The 18,536-nt window shown below is 58.2% G+C and carries 23 protein-coding genes; 20 read left to right on the forward strand and 3 right to left on the reverse strand.

Going from position 1 to position 18,536, the window contains the following annotated elements; all coding sequences use genetic code 11:
- Positions 1-113 precede the first annotated feature (113 nt).
- Positions 114-4,322 carry a DNA-directed RNA polymerase subunit beta' gene (gene rpoC / locus AGR1_RS04085; RefSeq protein WP_080790400.1) on the forward strand — a complete coding sequence of 1,403 codons (4,209 nt, stop codon included), beginning with the start codon at positions 114-116 and terminating at the stop codon, positions 4,320-4,322.
- A gap of 142 nt (positions 4,323-4,464) precedes the next feature.
- Here rpoC and AGR1_RS04090 read toward each other — a convergent pair whose 3' ends face one another.
- The 3 genes from AGR1_RS04090 to AGR1_RS04100 form a co-directional block, all read right to left on the reverse strand.
- Positions 4,465-5,550 (reverse strand): helix-turn-helix transcriptional regulator, encoded by a 1,086-nt coding sequence (locus AGR1_RS04090; protein WP_149146274.1) that lies wholly within the window; start codon positions 5,548-5,550, stop codon positions 4,465-4,467.
- A 98-nt stretch (positions 5,551-5,648) separates the two neighbouring features.
- Positions 5,649-5,999 (reverse strand): VOC family protein, encoded by a 351-nt coding sequence (locus AGR1_RS04095; RefSeq protein WP_080790402.1) that lies wholly within the window; start codon positions 5,997-5,999, stop codon positions 5,649-5,651.
- Between the two features lie 10 nt (positions 6,000-6,009).
- A complete protein-coding gene (locus AGR1_RS04100) occupies positions 6,010-6,303 on the reverse strand; it encodes a transcriptional regulator (RefSeq protein WP_149146275.1) in 294 nt (97 codons plus the stop codon).
- 526 nt (positions 6,304-6,829) lie between these two features.
- On the opposite strand from AGR1_RS04100, the gene rpsL reads away from it, so the two are divergent.
- From rpsL to rpsN, 19 genes are all read left to right on the forward strand, one after another.
- Positions 6,830-7,201, forward strand: a complete 372-nt coding sequence (gene rpsL, locus AGR1_RS04105) for a 30S ribosomal protein S12 (protein WP_003507760.1) — start codon at positions 6,830-6,832, stop codon at positions 7,199-7,201.
- Between the two features lie 77 nt (positions 7,202-7,278).
- Positions 7,279-7,749 (forward strand): 30S ribosomal protein S7, encoded by a 471-nt coding sequence (gene rpsG / locus AGR1_RS04110; RefSeq protein WP_003507761.1) that lies wholly within the window; start codon positions 7,279-7,281, stop codon positions 7,747-7,749.
- A 34-nt stretch (positions 7,750-7,783) separates the two neighbouring features.
- Positions 7,784-9,883 (forward strand): elongation factor G, encoded by a 2,100-nt coding sequence (gene fusA / locus AGR1_RS04115; RefSeq protein WP_149146276.1) that lies wholly within the window; start codon positions 7,784-7,786, stop codon positions 9,881-9,883.
- Between the two features lie 65 nt (positions 9,884-9,948).
- Complete coding sequence (tuf, locus tag AGR1_RS04120) at positions 9,949-11,124, forward strand: elongation factor Tu (protein ID WP_065113659.1); 1,176 nt, start codon at positions 9,949-9,951, stop codon at positions 11,122-11,124.
- A gap of 311 nt (positions 11,125-11,435) precedes the next feature.
- Positions 11,436-11,744 (forward strand): 30S ribosomal protein S10, encoded by a 309-nt coding sequence (rpsJ, locus tag AGR1_RS04125; protein WP_003507767.1) that lies wholly within the window; start codon positions 11,436-11,438, stop codon positions 11,742-11,744.
- A 204-nt stretch (positions 11,745-11,948) separates the two neighbouring features.
- On the forward strand, positions 11,949-12,590 hold the full coding sequence (gene rplC / locus AGR1_RS04130) for a 50S ribosomal protein L3 (protein WP_077983839.1): 642 nt from the start codon (positions 11,949-11,951) through the stop codon (positions 12,588-12,590).
- A gap of 12 nt (positions 12,591-12,602) precedes the next feature.
- On the forward strand, positions 12,603-13,223 hold the full coding sequence (gene rplD, locus AGR1_RS04135) for a 50S ribosomal protein L4 (RefSeq protein ID WP_003495173.1): 621 nt from the start codon (positions 12,603-12,605) through the stop codon (positions 13,221-13,223).
- Positions 13,220-13,513: a 50S ribosomal protein L23 gene (locus tag AGR1_RS04140; protein WP_063948592.1), complete on the forward strand. Its 294-nt coding sequence runs from the start codon at positions 13,220-13,222 to the stop codon at positions 13,511-13,513. Before rplD ends, AGR1_RS04140 begins: the two co-directional genes overlap by 4 nt.
- A 43-nt stretch (positions 13,514-13,556) precedes the next feature.
- Entirely contained in the window at positions 13,557-14,393 is an 837-nt protein-coding gene (rplB, locus tag AGR1_RS04145) for a 50S ribosomal protein L2 (RefSeq protein ID WP_077983838.1), read from the forward strand.
- 15 nt (positions 14,394-14,408) lie between these two features.
- Positions 14,409-14,687 (forward strand): 30S ribosomal protein S19, encoded by a 279-nt coding sequence (gene rpsS, locus AGR1_RS04150; RefSeq protein ID WP_003507772.1) that lies wholly within the window; start codon positions 14,409-14,411, stop codon positions 14,685-14,687.
- A 2-nt stretch (positions 14,688-14,689) separates the two neighbouring features.
- A complete protein-coding gene (gene rplV / locus AGR1_RS04155; protein WP_065113658.1) occupies positions 14,690-15,079 on the forward strand; it encodes a 50S ribosomal protein L22 in 390 nt (129 codons plus the stop codon).
- Positions 15,079-15,810 carry a 30S ribosomal protein S3 gene (rpsC, locus tag AGR1_RS04160; RefSeq protein ID WP_004442600.1) on the forward strand — a complete coding sequence of 244 codons (732 nt, stop codon included), beginning with the start codon at positions 15,079-15,081 and terminating at the stop codon, positions 15,808-15,810. The genes rplV and rpsC overlap by 1 nt, the downstream gene beginning before the upstream one ends.
- Before the next feature lie 38 nt (positions 15,811-15,848).
- Positions 15,849-16,262 (forward strand): 50S ribosomal protein L16, encoded by a 414-nt coding sequence (gene rplP, locus AGR1_RS04165; protein ID WP_003507774.1) that lies wholly within the window; start codon positions 15,849-15,851, stop codon positions 16,260-16,262.
- A gap of 12 nt (positions 16,263-16,274) precedes the next feature.
- A complete protein-coding gene (gene rpmC, locus AGR1_RS04170; protein WP_003495193.1) occupies positions 16,275-16,475 on the forward strand; it encodes a 50S ribosomal protein L29 in 201 nt (66 codons plus the stop codon).
- An 11-nt stretch (positions 16,476-16,486) separates the two neighbouring features.
- Complete coding sequence (gene rpsQ, locus AGR1_RS04175; protein WP_006313974.1) at positions 16,487-16,723, forward strand: 30S ribosomal protein S17; 237 nt, start codon at positions 16,487-16,489, stop codon at positions 16,721-16,723.
- Positions 16,724-16,957: 234 nt separating this feature from the next.
- Entirely contained in the window at positions 16,958-17,326 is a 369-nt protein-coding gene (gene rplN / locus AGR1_RS04180) for a 50S ribosomal protein L14 (protein ID WP_003495199.1), read from the forward strand.
- Between the two features lie 12 nt (positions 17,327-17,338).
- Entirely contained in the window at positions 17,339-17,647 is a 309-nt protein-coding gene (gene rplX / locus AGR1_RS04185; protein ID WP_003495200.1) for a 50S ribosomal protein L24, read from the forward strand.
- Positions 17,640-18,194: a 50S ribosomal protein L5 gene (rplE, locus tag AGR1_RS04190; RefSeq protein ID WP_003495201.1), complete on the forward strand. Its 555-nt coding sequence runs from the start codon at positions 17,640-17,642 to the stop codon at positions 18,192-18,194. The genes rplX and rplE overlap by 8 nt, the downstream gene beginning before the upstream one ends.
- Positions 18,195-18,227: 33 nt before the next feature.
- The gene (gene rpsN / locus AGR1_RS04195; protein WP_003507785.1) at positions 18,228-18,533 is read left to right on the forward strand and encodes a 30S ribosomal protein S14; all 306 of its coding nucleotides are present in this window, start codon (positions 18,228-18,230) and stop codon (positions 18,531-18,533) included.
- Positions 18,534-18,536 lie beyond the last annotated feature (3 nt).

The following is an 18,536-nucleotide window of genomic DNA, read 5'->3' on the forward strand; positions in this document are numbered from 1 at the left end:
ACTTTCGCCGCATTATGCGGTTAATCCGTATTTAAAGCTCTGGACGGCGACCCGGGAAGAAGCCGGTCCGGATGCAAACAGGGGCAGCAGCTAGCCTCTCAAGGAGACAAGGCATGAACCAAGAGGTCATGAATCTTTTCAATCCTCAGGTGCCTGCGCAGCATTTCGATTCCATCCGGATTTCGATCGCTTCGCCGGAAAAAATCCTGTCGTGGTCCTACGGCGAGATCAAGAAGCCGGAAACCATCAACTACCGTACGTTCAAGCCTGAGCGTGACGGTCTTTTCTGCGCGCGTATCTTCGGACCGATCAAGGACTATGAGTGCCTGTGCGGCAAGTACAAGCGCATGAAGTACAAGGGCATCATCTGCGAAAAGTGCGGCGTCGAAGTGACGCTGTCGCGCGTTCGCCGTGAGCGCATGGGCCATATCGAGCTCGCAGCGCCGGTTGCCCACATCTGGTTCCTGAAGTCGCTTCCCTCGCGTATCTCGACCCTGCTCGACATGACGCTGAAGGATGTCGAACGCGTTCTCTATTTCGAGAACTACATCGTCACCGAACCCGGCCTTACCTCGCTCAAGCAGAACCAGCTTCTGTCTGAAGAAGAGTACATGATTGCCGTCGACGAGTTCGGCGAAGACCAGTTCACCGCCATGATCGGCGCTGAAGCCATCTATGAGATGCTGGCTTCGATGAACCTCGAAAAGATCGCCGGCGACCTGCGTGCCGAACTTGCTGAGACCACGTCTGATCTCAAGCAGAAGAAGCTGATGAAGCGCCTGAAGATCGTCGAGAACTTCATGGAATCCGGCAACCGTCCGGAATGGATGATCATGAAGGTCGTTCCTGTGATCCCGCCGGACCTGCGTCCGCTGGTTCCGCTGGATGGCGGCCGTTTCGCGACGTCCGACCTCAACGATCTCTATCGCCGCGTCATCAACCGTAACAACCGTCTGAAGCGCCTGATCGAGCTTCGTGCGCCGGGCATCATCATCCGCAACGAAAAGCGTATGTTGCAGGAATCCGTCGATGCGCTGTTCGATAACGGCCGTCGCGGTCGCGTCATCACGGGTGCCAACAAGCGTCCGCTGAAGTCGCTCTCCGACATGCTCAAGGGCAAGCAGGGCCGCTTCCGCCAGAACCTTCTCGGCAAGCGCGTCGACTATTCCGGCCGTTCGGTCATCGTGACCGGTCCGGAACTGAAGCTGCACCAGTGCGGCCTGCCGAAGAAGATGGCGCTCGAACTGTTCAAGCCGTTCATCTACGCCCGCCTCGACGCCAAGGGTTACTCCTCGACCGTCAAGCAGGCCAAGAAGCTGGTTGAAAAGGAAAAGCCCGAGGTCTGGGATATCCTCGACGAGGTGATCCGCGAACATCCGGTTCTCCTGAACCGCGCACCGACGCTGCACCGTCTGGGCATCCAGGCTTTCGAACCGATGCTGGTCGAAGGCAAGGCCATCCAGCTGCACCCGCTCGTCTGCACGGCCTTCAACGCCGACTTCGACGGTGACCAGATGGCTGTTCACGTTCCGCTTTCGCTGGAAGCCCAGCTGGAAGCGCGCGTGCTGATGATGTCGACCAACAACATCCTGCATCCGGCAAACGGCCACCCGATCATCGTTCCTTCGCAGGACATGGTTCTCGGCCTGTATTACCTGTCGATCATGAACCAGAACGAGCCGGGCGAAGGCATGGCCTTCTCCGACATCGGTGAACTGCATCACGCGCTTGAAAACAAGGTCGTGACGCTGCATGCCAAAATCCGCGGCCGCTTCAAGACCGTGGATGCCGATGGCAAGCCGGTTTCGAAGATCCATGAGACGACCCCTGGCCGTATGCTCATCGGCGAACTTCTGCCGAAGAACGTCAACGTGCCTTTCGACGTCTGCAACCAGGAAATGACCAAGAAGAACATCTCCAAGATGATCGACACGGTCTATCGTCATTGCGGCCAGAAAGACACGGTCATCTTCTGCGACCGCATCATGCAGCTCGGCTTCAGCCACGCCTGCCGCGCCGGCATTTCGTTCGGCAAGGACGACATGGTCATTCCGGACAGCAAGGTGAAGATCGTTGGCGACACCGAAGCTCTCGTGAAGGAATACGAACAGCAGTACAATGATGGTCTCATCACCCAGGGCGAAAAGTACAACAAGGTTGTCGACGCCTGGGGCAAGGCGACCGAAAAGGTCGCCGAAGAAATGATGGCACGCATCAAGGCTGTCGAGTTCGATCCGGAAACGGGCCGCCAGAAGCCGATGAACTCCATCTACATGATGTCCCACTCGGGTGCCCGTGGTTCTCCGAACCAGATGCGTCAGCTGGGCGGCATGCGCGGCCTGATGGCGAAGCCGTCGGGTGAAATCATCGAGACGCCGATCATCTCGAACTTCAAGGAAGGCCTGACCGTTAACGAGTACTTCAACTCGACCCACGGTGCCCGTAAGGGTCTTGCAGACACCGCCCTGAAGACGGCGAACTCGGGTTACCTTACCCGTCGTCTCGTCGACGTCGCGCAGGATTGCATCGTCAACTCCGTGGATTGCGGCACCGACAAGGGCCTCACCATGACGGCAATCGTCGATGCCGGTCAGGTTGTTGCCTCGCTCGGCGCACGTATCCTCGGCCGTACGGCTCTTGATGATATCGATCATCCGGTTTCCGGCGAGAACATCGTCAAGGCCGGTACGCTTATCGATGAGGCCGATGTGGCCGCCATTGAAAAGGCGGGCATCCAGTCCGTCCGCATCCGTTCGGCGCTTACCTGCGAAGTGCAGATCGGCGTCTGCGGCGTCTGCTACGGTCGTGACCTTGCACGCGGTACGCCTGTCAACATGGGCGAAGCCGTCGGCGTCATCGCCGCACAGTCGATCGGTGAACCGGGCACGCAGCTCACCATGCGTACGTTCCACCTTGGCGGTACGGCGAACGTGGTCGACCAGTCGTTCCTCGAAGCGTCGTATGAAGGCACGATCCAGATCAAGAACCGCAACATCCTGCGGAACTCCGAAGGCGTTCTCATCGCCATGGGCCGTAACATGTCCGTTACGATCCTCGATGAGCGTGGCGCGGAACGTTCCTCGCAGCGTGTCGCTTACGGTTCCAAGATCTTCGTGGACGATGGCGACAAGGTAAAACGTGGCCAGCGTCTTGCAGAATGGGACCCCTACACCCGTCCGATGATGACGGAAGTGGAAGGTACCGTTCACTTCGAAGACCTCGTCGACGGCCTCTCCGTTCTGGAAGCGACCGACGAATCCACCGGCATCACCAAGCGTCAGGTCATTGACTGGCGTTCGACGCCGCGCGGTTCGGACCTCAAGCCCGCGATCGTCATCAAGGACGCGTCCGGTGCTGTTGCGAAGCTTGCCCGTGGTGGCGAAGCCCGCTTCCAGCTCTCTGTTGACGCCATTCTGTCGGTTGAGCCGGGTTCCAAGGTCTCCCAGGGTGACGTGCTTGCACGTTCGCCGCTGGAAAGCGCCAAGACGAAGGACATCACCGGCGGTCTGCCGCGCGTTGCCGAACTGTTCGAAGCCCGTCGTCCGAAGGACCACGCCATCATCGCAGAGATCGATGGTACGATCCGCCTCGGCCGCGACTACAAGAACAAGCGTCGCGTGATGATCGAGCCTGCGGAAGACGGCGTCGAGCCGGTCGAATACCTGATCCCGAAGGGCAAGCCCTTCCACCTTCAGGAAGGCGACTATATCGAAAAGGGTGAATACATCCTCGACGGTAACCCGGCGCCGCACGACATTCTGGCGATCAAGGGCGTGGAGGCTCTGGCTTCTTACCTCGTGAACGAAATCCAGGAAGTCTACCGACTGCAGGGCGTTGTGATCAACGACAAGCACATCGAGGTGATCGTTCGCCAGATGCTGCAGAAGGTTGAGATCACCGATGCTGGTGACAGCCAGTATATCGTCGGCGACAATGTCGACCGTATCGAACTGGACGACATGAATGACCGTCTGATCGAAGAGGGCAAGAAGCCGGCTTATGGCGATCCTGTTCTGCTTGGTATCACCAAGGCTTCGCTGCAGACGCCGTCCTTCATTTCGGCCGCATCCTTCCAGGAAACCACCAAGGTTCTCACGGAAGCTGCGATTGCCGGCAAGACGGACACGCTGCAGGGCCTCAAGGAAAACGTCATCGTCGGCCGTCTCATCCCGGCCGGTACCGGTGGCACCATGACGCAGATCCGCCGCATCGCCACCTCGCGCGACGACCTCATTCTCGAGGAACGCCGCAAGGGTACGGGCGCAGGTTCTGCGAACCAGATGCTGCAGGACATGACGGACCAGGCTCCGGCCGCCGAATAAGGCGGGAAGGGGAGGGGCTTTGCGAAGCCTCGCCACGGTTCAAAATAGACGCCCGGAGCAATCCGGGCGTTTTTGTTTGAGCGGAATTCGGGGTTTGTCATCCCTTGTCGGTGAGCTCGGATATTCATCCAGGCGCGATGGGTTAACCATGTCCGCGGATGTTATAGCGGGTGAGAACGGAAAGCCGGCGAACGAGATCGGTCTTACCGGTGCTGCCGGTCTTTGCATAGATCGACTTCGCGTTGCTTCGAACGGTTTCGTGGGAGACTTTCAGTTGCTTCGCCACTGCTGGAAGTGAAAGCCCCTTCATGATCTCCAAAGCTACTCGGGCTTCGCCATTGGTGAGATCGTAGAGACCCTTCAGCAATGTGTTCGCGTCGGCAATGGCGCCCGTCGGTTGCGATACGAGCACGATGGCGTTGCCGTTGGGTGAAAAATCCAGTGCGCTCTTGCGCAGCGGTATGAGGTGGAGAATGCAGGCGCCGTCAGCGCTGGCGGGGAGAGGGAAGGAGCCGGCGTCTTGCCCAGAGAGCGCCTTGTAGAGCAACCGGTTCACTCTCTCATCGGCAATGGTGATCCTGTCGCGCGTGCGGGCGGAGAAGCATTTTTGTAATGACAGGAACAGGTCGTTGGCCGAGAGGATGCGGCCGCTCGTCTGCAGCACTGCGGCCGGCGCGCCAATGGCGTTGAGACCAAAGGTCATCGCATCAGCCTTCTGACGCTGCAACTGTGTTGCGAGGGTGAGGCTGCGGGCGATATGCGGCCTCAGTCCGCCGAGTGCAGCCATGGTCTCAGGTGTGATGACGCCGGCCTCGATCCTGCGTTCAAACAGCACTGTCATCTCCGGATGGCCGGGTGGTGCGACCTGTGTCGCCGCGCCGTACCCCAGACCGCGGGGCATGAGAAAGTCACGAACGATCGGCAACTCGGCCCATTCCTCATGGTTGAAGACGTCCAAATCCTGCGCGAAAGAGAATTGGCCTTCCCGCGCGATACGGCTGAGGCGATCATTGCGGTGGTTCCAGCCGCCCGCCACGAAGTCCTTCATCAGTTCCTGAAAGCTGGGCGTGTAAAGCCAGACCTGGTCTTCTCCCTTGCCCCAGGTAATCGCGCCGCCCCAGAAATTGAGATGGCGGCAAACAGCTACCAGAACCTGCATCCAGCGGTCAGGAAAAAGCGCCGCTTCATAAATGTCATCGATAATGTCTGCCGACGATATAGTATCCAACCCGCCACCGAAAATTTGCGTCGGAACTATTCTAAGCTGATGTCGGCTATATGTTCAATGTATAAAGAATTAATACTATTGTATCCAAAGTATATAATCTATGAGTGACTTAATATATTGATGAGTTTGCCGAAGGGGTCGCGCACGAACAGGCGGCGTACACCCCACGCCTCGACTGCGGGGCCGTATTCGATCGGCAGCTCGGCCGTCAGGATTCGGGCGTGGACCTCGTCGAAATCATCGACCTCGATGGAGAGGTCCGGCACATCCGTGCCGGAGCCACCTTCGCGTGCGAAACTCACCTGAGCCCGCGCTTCGAGCGGGCTGGCATGGGTGACGATCCAGCCATGATCCATGGCGACGGGCATGCCGAGAATGTCACCGTAGAACGCCTGAGCCCGCGCGGGGTGTGGCGTTGCTATATTGGCGACGACACGTCTGACCGCCATGGCTTGAACCTCAAGTGAAGCGGATGATGGCGACTTCGCCTTCGAGAGCACCCTGATAGGCGGAGGCGTGCGGCTCTTCATCCGGGATATCGGTCAGCATGCCGATCTGGTCGAGATCGGCTTCGATGAAGCCTTCCTCGGAAAGCGCGTTCAGCGTTTCGCGCACGGCGGTATCGTCGTCCGGCGCCCTGAGGATGACGTGAATGTCGATACCCTCGGAGTTGTCGGTCTCATAGGCCTTGCCGATGACGATGAAGACCATCGGCTCGTCGCGTCCGTTGTCGTTGTCGGGGAGGGTGCTCATGACGCGTTCCTTGATCTTTCGTTGCTGTCATGCGGGCCGATGGAATCGGCCCCGCGGGTGGCGAGACCGATCCGGCCCGCCCTGAGGGAATCAATAGACGGATTTTATGAAAAGCCAAAGCGCGGAGGTGAAAATCGCTGCCTTCTGCGCAGACTTATGTTAAAGCGCGTTGGAAATGGCCCGGGCGTGGGCTTTGCGGCCAGGGGTGGCGGCGCAAAATGTGGATTCACCCTTGACGAAAGCTGGCTAAAACAGTAGTACGCCCGCCATCGGAGCCTCTGTGGGTGCTGGCCGTTCGGTAAGCTTTTTCCCGAACATCATCTCAAACGGGTCTCCATTGCACGTAGAAGACACGAATGTTGCACGCAAGACGCCTCATCCGGTGTCCTCTGCTCTTGGTGGTCCATCCGTGAAAACGGATCGGGCCACGTTTTGCGCATGAGGATATATGCGTGCATCGTCGCCGGCAACGGCATAGCCGCCACCCGTGAGGGTGGCTAAAGTAGTTTTTGCAAGGGATGGTTATATGCCTACCGTAAACCAGCTGATCCGCAAGCCTCGCCAGGCACAGGTAAAGCGCAACAAGGTTCCTGCTCTTCAGGAAAACCCGCAGAAGCGTGGTGTTTGCACCCGCGTTTACACGACGACCCCGAAGAAGCCGAACTCGGCTCTGCGTAAGGTTGCCAAGATCCGCCTCACCAACGGCTTTGAAGTTATCGGCTACATTCCGGGCGAAGGTCACAACCTTCAGGAACACTCCGTGGTCATGATCCGCGGCGGCCGCGTAAAGGACTTGCCGGGTGTGCGTTACCACATCATCCGCGGTGTTCTCGATACCCAGGGCGTCAAGAACCGCAAGCAGCGCCGCTCCAAGTACGGTGCGAAGCGTCCGAAGTAATTCGGTTTAAACAAATTCCGGCGCTGCGCGAGGTTCTCCGCGTGGTTTAGCGTCAATAACATTGAGAGACAAAGAATATGTCCCGTCGCCATAGTGCAGAAAAGCGTGAGATCAACCCGGACCCGAAGTTCGGCGATCTGGTCGTCACCAAGTTCATGAACGCCATCATGCTTCACGGCAAGAAGTCGGTCGCAGAAAGCATCGTTTACGGCGCGTTCGACGTCGTTCAGGGCAAGACGAAGCAGGAGCCGCTCGGCGTGTTCCACTCCGCCCTCGACAACGTTGCTCCGCACGTTGAAGTGCGTTCACGCCGCGTTGGTGGTGCTACGTATCAGGTCCCGGTTGACGTTCGCCCCGAGCGCCGTCAGGCCCTCGCTATCCGCTGGCTGATCACGGCTGCCCGCAAGCGCAACGAAACGACCATGGTCGATCGCCTTTCCGGCGAACTCATGGACGCTGCGAACAACCGCGGTTCCGCTGTCAAGAAGCGCGAAGACACGCACAAGATGGCTGACGCCAACCGCGCATTCTCGCATTACCGCTGGTAATCTTAACCGGTCGCATATCGAAAGGCAGTCCATTATGGCTCGCGAATATAAAATCGAAGACTACCGCAATTTCGGTATCATGGCGCATATCGACGCCGGCAAGACGACGACCACCGAGCGTATTCTTTATTACACCGGTAAGTCGCACAAGATCGGCGAAGTTCACGATGGCGCAGCCACGATGGACTGGATGGAGCAGGAGCAGGAGCGTGGTATCACCATCACGTCTGCTGCGACCACGACCTTCTGGAAGGGCCGTGACGACAAGACCCGCCGCTTCAACATCATCGACACCCCCGGCCACGTTGACTTCACCATCGAAGTCGAGCGTTCGCTGCGCGTTCTCGACGGCGCGATCGCGCTGCTCGACGCCAACGCCGGTGTTGAGCCGCAGACGGAAACCGTCTGGCGTCAGGCTGAGAAGTATCATGTTCCGCGCATGATCTTCTGCAACAAGATGGACAAGACCGGTGCTGACTTCTACCGCTCGGTAGAAATGATCAAGACCCGTCTCGGCGCTACCGCCGTCGTCATGCAGCTGCCGATCGGCGCTGAGACCGAGTTCAAGGGCGTCATCGACCTGGTCGAAATGAATGCTCTCGTATGGCGCGACGAATCGCTCGGCGCCCAGTGGGACGTCGTCGAAATCCCCGAGGACATGAAGGCCAAGGCTGAAGAATATCGCGAAAAGCTGATCGAGACCGTTGTTGAGATCGACGAAGAAGCGATGGAAGCCTACCTCGAAGGCAACTATCCGGATAACGACAAGATTCGTGAACTGGTTCGCCGCGGCACCATCGACGTGAAGTTCCACCCGATGTTCTGCGGTACCGCGTTCAAGAACAAGGGCGTTCAGCCGCTGCTCGACGCCGTCGTCGACTACCTGCCTTCGCCGCTGGATATTCCGGCGATCAAGGGCATCGATGCCAAGACGGAAGCCGAAATCGAGCGTCACGCTGACGATTCCGAGCCGCTGTCGATGCTGGCCTTCAAGATCATGAACGACCCCTTCGTCGGTTCGCTCACCTTCGCACGCATCTACTCCGGCAAGCTCGAAAAGGGCACGTCGGTCATGAACACGGTCAAGGACAAGCGCGAGCGCGTCGGCCGTATGCTGCAGATGCACTCCAACAGCCGTGAAGACATCGAAGAAGCCTATGCAGGCGACATCGTTGCTCTGGCCGGTCTGAAGGAAACCACCACGGGTGACACGCTCTGCGATCCGCTGAAGCCGGTTATCCTCGAGCGCATGGAATTCCCCGAGCCGGTCATCCAGATCGCGATCGAGCCGAAGACCAAGGGCGACCAGGAAAAGATGGGCCTTGCGCTCAACCGTCTGGCTGCAGAAGATCCGTCCTTCCGCGTCAAGACCGACGACGAATCCGGCCAGACCATCATTGCCGGCATGGGCGAACTTCACCTCGACATCATCGTCGACCGTATGCGTCGCGAGTTCAAGGTTGAAGCTACCGTCGGTGCGCCGCAGGTTGCCTACCGCGAAACGATCACCCGTCAGCACGAAGAAGACTACACGCACAAGAAGCAGTCCGGTGGTACCGGCCAGTTCGCCCGCGTGAAGATTATCTTCGAACCGAACCCCGAAGGCGAAGACTTCAAGTTCGAGTCGAAGATCGTTGGCGGTGCTGTTCCGAAGGAATACATCCCGGGCGTTCAGAAGGGTATCGAAAGCGTTCTGTCTTCCGGTCCGCTGGCTGGCTTCCCGATGCTCGGCGTCAAGGCGACGCTGGTTGACGGTGCGTTCCACGATGTCGACTCGTCGGTTCTCGCCTTCGAAATCGCATCGCGTGCCTGCTTCCGTGAAGCGGCGAAGAAGGCTGGCGCACAGCTTCTCGAGCCGATGATGAAGGTCGAAGTCGTAACGCCGGAAGACTATGTCGGTGACGTTATCGGCGACCTGAACTCCCGTCGTGGTCAGATCCAGGGCCAGGAAAGCCGTGGTATCGCCGTCGTCATCAACGCGCATGTTCCGCTCGCGAATATGTTCAAGTACGTCGACAACCTGCGCTCCATGTCGCAGGGTCGCGCTCAGTACTCAATGACGTTCGACCACTATTCGCCGGTTCCGTCGAACGTGGCGCAGGAAATCCAGGCTAAGTACTCCGGTCAGAAGTGATCGGGGTACGCCCCACCGAATTTTGAAGATTATTCCCGTCAAGGGACAAGAATGGAGAGCCACTAATGGCAAAGAGCAAGTTTGAGCGGACGAAGCCGCACGTCAACATTGGCACGATCGGTCACGTTGACCATGGCAAGACGTCGCTGACGGCGGCAATCACGAAGTTCTTCGGCGAGTTCAAGGCGTATGACCAGATCGACGCCGCTCCGGAAGAAAAGGCGCGTGGTATCACGATTTCGACGGCGCACGTTGAGTATGAGACGCCGAACCGTCACTACGCTCACGTTGACTGCCCCGGCCACGCCGACTACGTGAAGAACATGATCACGGGCGCTGCGCAGATGGACGGCGCGATCCTGGTTTGCTCGGCCGCTGACGGCCCGATGCCGCAGACCCGCGAGCACATCCTGCTTGCCCGTCAGGTCGGCGTTCCTGCGATCGTCGTGTTCCTGAACAAGGTCGACCAGGTTGACGACGCCGAGCTTCTGGAGCTCGTCGAGCTTGAAGTTCGCGAACTTCTGTCGTCCTACGACTTCCCGGGCGACGATATTCCGATCATCAAGGGTTCGGCGCTTGCTGCTCTTGAAGACAGCGACAAGAAGATCGGTGAAGACGCGATCCGCGAGCTGATGGCTGCGGTTGACGCCTACATCCCGACGCCTGAGCGTCCGATCGACCAGCCGTTCCTGATGCCGATTGAAGACGTGTTCTCGATCTCGGGCCGTGGTACGGTTGTGACGGGTCGCGTTGAGCGCGGTATCGTCAAGGTTGGTGAAGAAGTCGAAATCGTCGGCATCCGTCCGACGTCGAAGACGACTGTTACCGGCGTTGAAATGTTCCGCAAGCTGCTCGACCAGGGCCAGGCCGGCGACAACATCGGCGCACTGGTTCGCGGTGTTAACCGTGACGGCGTCGAGCGTGGCCAGATCCTGTGCAAGCCGGGTTCGGTCAAGCCGCACAAGAAGTTCAAGGCAGAAGCCTACATCCTGACGAAGGAAGAAGGCGGCCGTCATACGCCGTTCTTCACGAACTACCGTCCGCAGTTCTACTTCCGCACGACGGACGTGACGGGCATCGTGACGCTTCCTGAAGGCACGGAAATGGTTATGCCTGGCGACAACGTCACCGTTGACGTCGAGCTGATCGTTCCGATCGCGATGGAAGAAAAGCTGCGCTTCGCTATCCGCGAAGGCGGCCGTACCGTCGGCGCCGGCATCGTTGCCTCGATCGTCGAGTAATTTCGACCTTTGAAATTCTGACTGGCGGCGGTGTGAACAACACCGCCGCCGGACTTTTGGTAAAAAGCCTGGCGGCGTTGCATTTTTAGTGCTTGAAAAATTCGGTGAAAGCGCGTAAACGCGCACTCACAATCACCGCTGGATTCGTAAGCGATTGCGAAACGCGGTTTTTTTAGCAATACAGACTACCGAAATGATTGGGGTGTGACGCGCATCCCTCTCGATTTTTGAAAATCTGCGGCGCCACGATCAATAGAAGTTCATGTGTTTCCGCGTGCGGAAACGAATAACAAAGAACAAGGACAAGACGAATGAACGGCCAGAATATCCGTATCCGCCTCAAGGCGTTCGATCACCGGATCCTCGATGCCTCTACCCGTGAAATCGTGTCGACCGCAAAGCGCACCGGCGCCAGCGTTCGCGGCCCGGTTCCGCTCCCCACCCGCATCGAAAAGTTTACCGTCAACCGCTCTCCTCACGTTGACAAGAAGAGCCGTGAACAGTTCGAAATGCGGACGCACAAGCGTCTTCTCGATATCGTTGATCCCACCCCGCAGACTGTCGATGCCCTGATGAAGCTCGACCTTGCTGCTGGCGTTGACGTGGAAATCAAGCTCTAAGACCCGGCCCGAACCGTCCAAGGTGAGGGCTGAAGTAACAAGGCCGGACCTCACTTTTGGGTGAGGGCCAATAACAAGGAAGGTACGTGGAGCAATCCAACGACTTCCAAACCGGAGACCGGAAACATCGTGAGATGTCGAAGGGCACTCCTTAACAAAGGCCAGAGAGGGTTTTCCCTTCAAGGCTCGCAAGAGGATGAACCAATGCGTTCAGGTGTGATTGCACAGAAAGTGGGTATGACACGCGTCTATAACGACGCAGGTGAACATATCCCTGTAACAGTATTGCGACTGGATAACGTACAAGTCGTTGCCCAGCGCACGGAAGACAAGAATGGCTACACCGCAGTTCAGCTCGGTGCCGGCCAGTCCAAGGTCAAGAACACGACGAAGGCTCTTCGCGGTCACTTTGCCGCCGCCAATGTCGAACCGAAAGCAAAGCTCGTCGAGTTCCGGGTTTCCCCCGAGAACCTGATCGACATCGGTGCAACACTGACCGCAAATCATTTTCAGTCCGGCCAGTTGGTCGATGTCACCGGAACCACGATCGGTAAGGGTTTCGCCGGTGCTATGAAGCGTCACAACTTCGGTGGTGGTCGCGCTTCGCACGGTAACTCGATCTCGCACCGTGCACACGGTTCGACCGGTTCCAACCAGGATCCGGGCCGCGTCTGGAAGGGCAAGCGCATGGCTGGTCATATGGGCCAGACCCGCGTTACGACCCAGAACCTCGAAGTCGTTTCGACTGATGAAGACCGTGGCCTCATCCTCGTGAAGGGTGCAGTTCCCGGCTCGAAGGGTTCCTGGATCATCGTCCGCGACGCCGTCAAGTCGGCTGCGAAGTAAGGGAGCCTTATCATGGAATTGAACGTCAAGACCCTCGAGGGAAAAGACGCCGGCAAGGTTTCTCTGTCGGATGAGATCTTCGGCCTCGACCCCCGCCAGGACATTCTGGCCCGCATGGTTCGCTGGCAGCTTGCAAAGAAGCAGCAGGGAACGCACAAATCCAAGAACCGGTCGGAAGTTTCCCGCACCGGCGCGAAGATGTACAAGCAGAAGGGTACGGGCCGTGCTCGTCACCATTCGGCTCGCGCACCGCAGTTCCGCGGCGGCGGCAAGGCCCACGGCCCGGTCGTTCGCAGCCACGCCCATGACCTTCCCAAGAAGGTTCGTGCGCTCGCCCTGCGTCACGCCCTGTCTGCAAAGCTGAAGGCTGAAGAACTGATCATCGTCGATCAGCTCGTCGCGTCCGAAGCAAAGACCAAGGCTCTGCTGGGCAGCTTCGCTTCGCTTGGCCTGACCAACGCTCTCGTAATCGGCGGCGCCGAACTTGATGGCAACTTCAAGCTCGCTGCTCAGAACATCCCGAATGTGGACGTTCTGCCGGTGCAGGGCATTAATGTTTACGACATCCTGCGCCGTGGCAAGCTGGTGCTTTCCAAGGCTGCTGTAGAGGCTCTGGAGGAGCGGTTCAAATGACGGATCTTCGCCACTACGATGTGATCGTATCTCCTTCGATCACGGAAAAGTCGACGCTGGTATCCGAACAGAACCAGGTCGTATTCAACGTCGCCAAGGATGCTTCCAAGCCTGAAATCAAGGCTGCCGTGGAAGCTCTCTTCGGCGTCAAAGTCACGGCTGTGAACACGCTTATCCGCAAGGGTAAGACCCGTCGTTTCCGTGGGTTCGCCGGTAAGCTGAAGGACGTCAAGAAAGCCGTCGTTACGCTCGCCGAAGGTCAATCCATCGACGTGTCCACCGGACTCTAAAGGTTAGGCCCAAGCGGGCAAAGACCCAAAAGGGAACAAGAATATGGCATTGAAAAGTTTCAATCCGACCACGCCGAGCCAGCGTCAGCTGGTTATCGTGGACCGCGCTTCGCTCTACAAGGGCAAGCCGGTAAAGGCTCTCACCCAGGGCCTCAGCTCCAAGGGTGGCCGCAACAACCAGGGCCGGATCACCGTCCGTTTCCAGGGTGGCGGTCACAAGCGGACCTACCGTCTGGTTGACTTCAAGCGTCGCAAGTTTGACGTTGAAGGCACCGTTGAACGTTTGGAATACGACCCCAACCGCACCGCGTTCATCGCGCTGGTTACGTATACCGACGGCGAACAGGCTTACATTCTCGCGCCACAGCGTCTTGCTGCTGGTGACAAGGTGATCGCCTCCGACAAGGCAGTGGACGTGAAGCCCGGCAACACCATGCCGCTTCAGTACATTCCGGTCGGTTCGATCATCCACAACGTCGAGATGAAGCCAGGTAAAGGCGGTCAGATTGCCCGCTCCGCCGGTACGTATGTCCAGCTCGTCGGCCGCGATGCCGGTATGGCCATCCTGCGTCTCAACTCGGGCGAACAGCGTCTGGTGCATGGCTCCTGCCTCGCATCGATCGGCGCTGTTTCAAACGCGGACCACGGCAACATCAACGACGGCAAGGCCGGTCGTTCGCGTTGGCGCGGCAAGCGTCCGCACGTTCGCGGCGTCGTCATGAACCCGGTCGACCACCCGCACGGTGGTGGTGAAGGTCGCACGTCGGGTGGTCGCCACCCGGTTACTCCGTGGGGCAAGCCCACGAAGGGCAAGCGCACCCGTTCGAACAAGTCGACCGACAAGTTCATCATGCGCTCGCGCCATCAGCGTAAGAAGTAAGAGAGGTAGTCACTCATGGCTCGTTCAGTATGGAAAGGTCCGTTTGTTGACGGCTATCTTCTCACCAAGGCTGAGAAGGTGCGCGAGAGCGGACGTAATGAAGTTATCAAGATCTGGAGCCGTCGCTCCACGATCCTGCCGCAGTTCGTCGGTCTGACGTTTGGCGTGTACAACGGCAGCAAGCATGTGCCCGTCTCGGTCAACGAAGACATGGTCGGACACAAGTTCGGTGAATTCTCTCCGACCCGTACCTATTACGGTCACGGCGCGGACAAGAAGGCAAAGAGGAAGTAATCATGGCGAAGGCTAAGACCGAACGCCGGCTGAAGGACAACGAGGCTCAGGCCGTTGCCCGTACGCTCCGCGTCAGCCCCCAGAAACTGAACCTGGTTGCCGCTCTTATCCGTGGCAAGAAGGTTGATCGCGCTCTCGCCGAGCTCGAATTCTCCCGCAAGCGCATTGCAGGCACCGTCAAGAAGACGCTTGAATCTGCAATTGCCAATGCGGAAAACAACCACGACCTCGACGTCGACGCTCTGGTCGTCGCCGAGGCCTATGTTGGCAAGTCCATCACCATGAAGCGTTTCCACGCTCGTGGCCGTGGTCGTGCTTCCCGCATCGAAAAGCCGTTCTCTCACCTCACGATCGTCGTTCGTGAAGTCGAGGAAAAAGGGGAGGCCGCATAATGGGTCAGAAAATCAATCCGATCGGCTTCCGCCTCGGCATCAACCGTACCTGGGATAGCCGCTGGTACGCTGACACTGCAGAATACGGCAAGCTGCTGCATGAAGACCTCAAGATCCGGGCTTACCTGATCAAGGAACTCAAGCAGGCCGGTATCGCAAAGGTCGTCATCGAGCGTCCGCACAAGAAGTGCCGCGTCACGATCCACTCGGCTCGTCCGGGTCTGATCATCGGCAAGAAGGGTGCAGACATCGAGAAGCTTCGCAAGAAGCTTTCCGAGATGACCAATTCCGAAACGCACCTCAACATCGTTGAAGTGCGCAAGCCGGAAATCGATGCGACGCTGGTTGCCCAGTCGATCGCTCAGCAGCTCGAGCGCCGCGTGGCTTTCCGCCGTGCGATGAAGCGTGCTGTTCAGTCCGCAATGCGTCTTGGCGCCGAAGGCATCAAGATCACCTGCGGCGGCCGTCTTGGCGGTGCTGAAATCGCTCGTACCGAATGGTACCGCGAAGGTCGCGTTCCGTTGCACACGCTGCGTGCGGACATCGACTACGGCACGGCTGAAGCTGAAACCGCATTCGGCATCTGCGGCATCAAGGTCTGGATCTTCAAGGGCGAAATCCTTGAGCACGATCCGATGGCTTCTGAGCGTCGCGGTCTCGAAGGCGACGCACAGGGCCCTGCAAGCCGTGAGCGTGGCGATCGTGGCGATCGTCGTCGCGAAAACGCTTGATTGACGCTGGCGAAAGATAAGCTCGGAGAAGTAAGAAAATGTTGCAGCCAAAGCGTACTAAGTACCGTAAGCAGTTCAAGGGACGCATCAAGGGCGTCGCCAAGGGCGGCTTTGACCTAGCATTCGGTGAATTCGGCTTGAAGTCGCAGGAACCGAACCGCGTGAATGCACGCGAGATCGAAGCGGCCCGCCGCGCGATCACGCGTTACATGAAGCGCGCAGGTCGCGTGTGGATCCGCGTATTCCCCGACGTTCCGGTTACGGCAAAGCCGACCGAAGTTCGTATGGGTAAGGGCAAGGGTTCGGTCGATTACTGGGCATGCAAGGTCAAGCCCGGTCGTATGATGTTCGAGATCGACGGTGTTACCGAGGAGATCGCCCGTGAGGCGCTTCGTCTCGGCGCTGCCAAGCTCTCGGTCAAGACGCGCTTCGTACAGCGCATCGCAGAGTAAGGAGCAAGGCACATGAAAGCCGATGAAGTTCGCGGCCTCAGCGCCGACCAGCTCAAGGACAAGCTCGCCGATCTGAAGAAGGAGCAGTTCAACCTGCGCTTCCAGAAGGCGACTGGCCAGCTGGAAAAGTCCTCGCGCATCAACGAAGTCCGCAAGGACATCGCCCGCGTTAAAACCATTGCCCGCCAGAAGGCGGCAGAAGCCAAGGCCTAAGGAAAAATAATATGCCGAAACGCATTCTGCAGGGCGTCGTAGTGTCCGACAAGAACGAGAAGACTGTCGTGGTCCGGGTTGAGCGTCGATTCGCTCACCCGCTCATGCAAAAGACCGTTCGTCGTTCGAAGAAGTACAAGGCACACGACGAAAACAATCAGTATAAGGTCGGCGACGTCGTTTCCATCGAGGAATGCGCACCGATCTCCAAGGACAAGCGCTGGACGGTCGTTGCCGCCCAGGCTTAATTTCATCAGAATCGCGCCTTGTGTCTTGCACTTGGCGCGAATTCCTGTATGAAGCAGCGCAAGGACGCTCGTGACCCGGGCGTCTTTTGCTTTGATGCGCACGGAAGGTCCTTCGGGAAACCACCCTGTCACGATTTTTCCGCGCAAAAAAAGAGATATTCATAAGCTGGGGCAGGGGGCTCACTCGGGAGAGTTTGCCCAACCGTTCCGGTAACAACAAGAAGGCGACCTGACATGATTCAGATGCAAACAAACCTCGACGTGGCGGATAATTCCGGCGCACGTCGTGTCATGTGCATCAAGGTGCTGGGCGGCTCGAAGCGCAAATATGCTTCTGTTGGCGACATTATTGTCGTTTCCATCAAGGAAGCTATTCCGCGCGGCCGCGTCAAGAAGGGCGACGTGATGAAGGCGGTTGTCGTGCGCACCGCCAAGGACATTCGTCGCGCTGACGGCAGCGTCATCCGTTTCGATAACAACGCAGCCGTTCTTATCGACAACAAGAAAGAGCCCATCGGCACCCGTATCTTCGGACCGGTTCCGCGCGAACTTCGCGCCAAGAACCACATGAAGATCATCTCGCTGGCTCCGGAAGTACTGTAAGGAGCGTATGCGATGCAGAAAATTCGTAAAGGCGACAAGGTTGTCGTATTGACCGGTAAGGACAAGGGCCGTACCGGCGAAGTAATCCAGGTAATGCCGAAAGAAGACCGTGCCGTTGTGCGTGGCGTAAACATGGTGAAGCGTCACCAGCGCCAGACCCAGGCTCAGGAAGCCGGCATCATCAACAAGGAAGCATCCTTGCACATCTCCAACATCGCCATCGTCGACAAGGATGGCAAGCCGACCCGCGTTGGCTTCTCTGTTGTGGATGGCAAGAAGGTCCGTGTGGCCAAGCGTTCGGGAGAAGTGATCGATGGCTGATAAGTACGAGCCGCGTCTCAAGACGGAATACGTTTCCCGTATCCGTGGCGCCATGCAGGAGAAGTTCTCCTACGCAAACGTCATGATGATCCCGAAGCTTGAAAAGATCGTGATCAACATGGGCGTTGGCGAAGCGACTGCCGACTCCAAGAAGCCCACGATCGCTGCCGGTGACCTGGCTGCGATTGCCGGCCAGAAGCCGGTCGTTACCCGCGCTCGCAACTCGATCGCTGGTTTCAAGGTTCGCGAAGGCATGCCGATCGGTGCGAAGGTTACCCTTCGTGGCGCCCGCATGTACGAATTCCTTGATCGTCTGGTCAACATCGCGCTGCCGCGCGTTCGCGACTTCCGGGGCCTGAACCCGAAGAGCTTTGACGGCCGTGGCAACTTCGCCATGGGCATCAAGGAACACATTGTGTTCCCTGAGATCAACTACGATAAGGTTGATCAGATGTGGGGCATGGACATCATCGTTTGCACGACGGCGACGTCGGACGACGAAGCTCGGGCTCTGCTGACAGAGTTCAACTTCCCGTTCCGTCACTAACCGTAACGACGAGCGTAGAAAAGGAACTCCGATATGGCGAAAACAAGCGCAGTTGAAAAGAACAAGCGCCGCCGCAAGTCGGTCGCCCAGCAGGCTGCCAAGCGCGCTGCTCTCAAGGCGATCGTGATGAACCAGTCCCTTCCGATCGAAGACCGGTTCAAGGCCACTCTGAAGCTCGCTTCGCTGCCGCGTGACGGCTCGAAGACGCGTATCCGCAACCGCTGCGAAGTAACGGGCCGTCCGCGCGCGTTCTATCGCAAGCTCAAGATGTCGCGTATCGCGCTTCGTGAGCTGGGCAATTCCGGCAAGGTGCCGGGTATTGTCAAGTCGAGCTGGTAAGGA

Source organism: Agrobacterium sp. B1(2019) (assembly GCF_008274755.1).
GTDB classification, from domain to species: Bacteria; Pseudomonadota; Alphaproteobacteria; order Rhizobiales; family Rhizobiaceae; genus Agrobacterium; species Agrobacterium salinitolerans.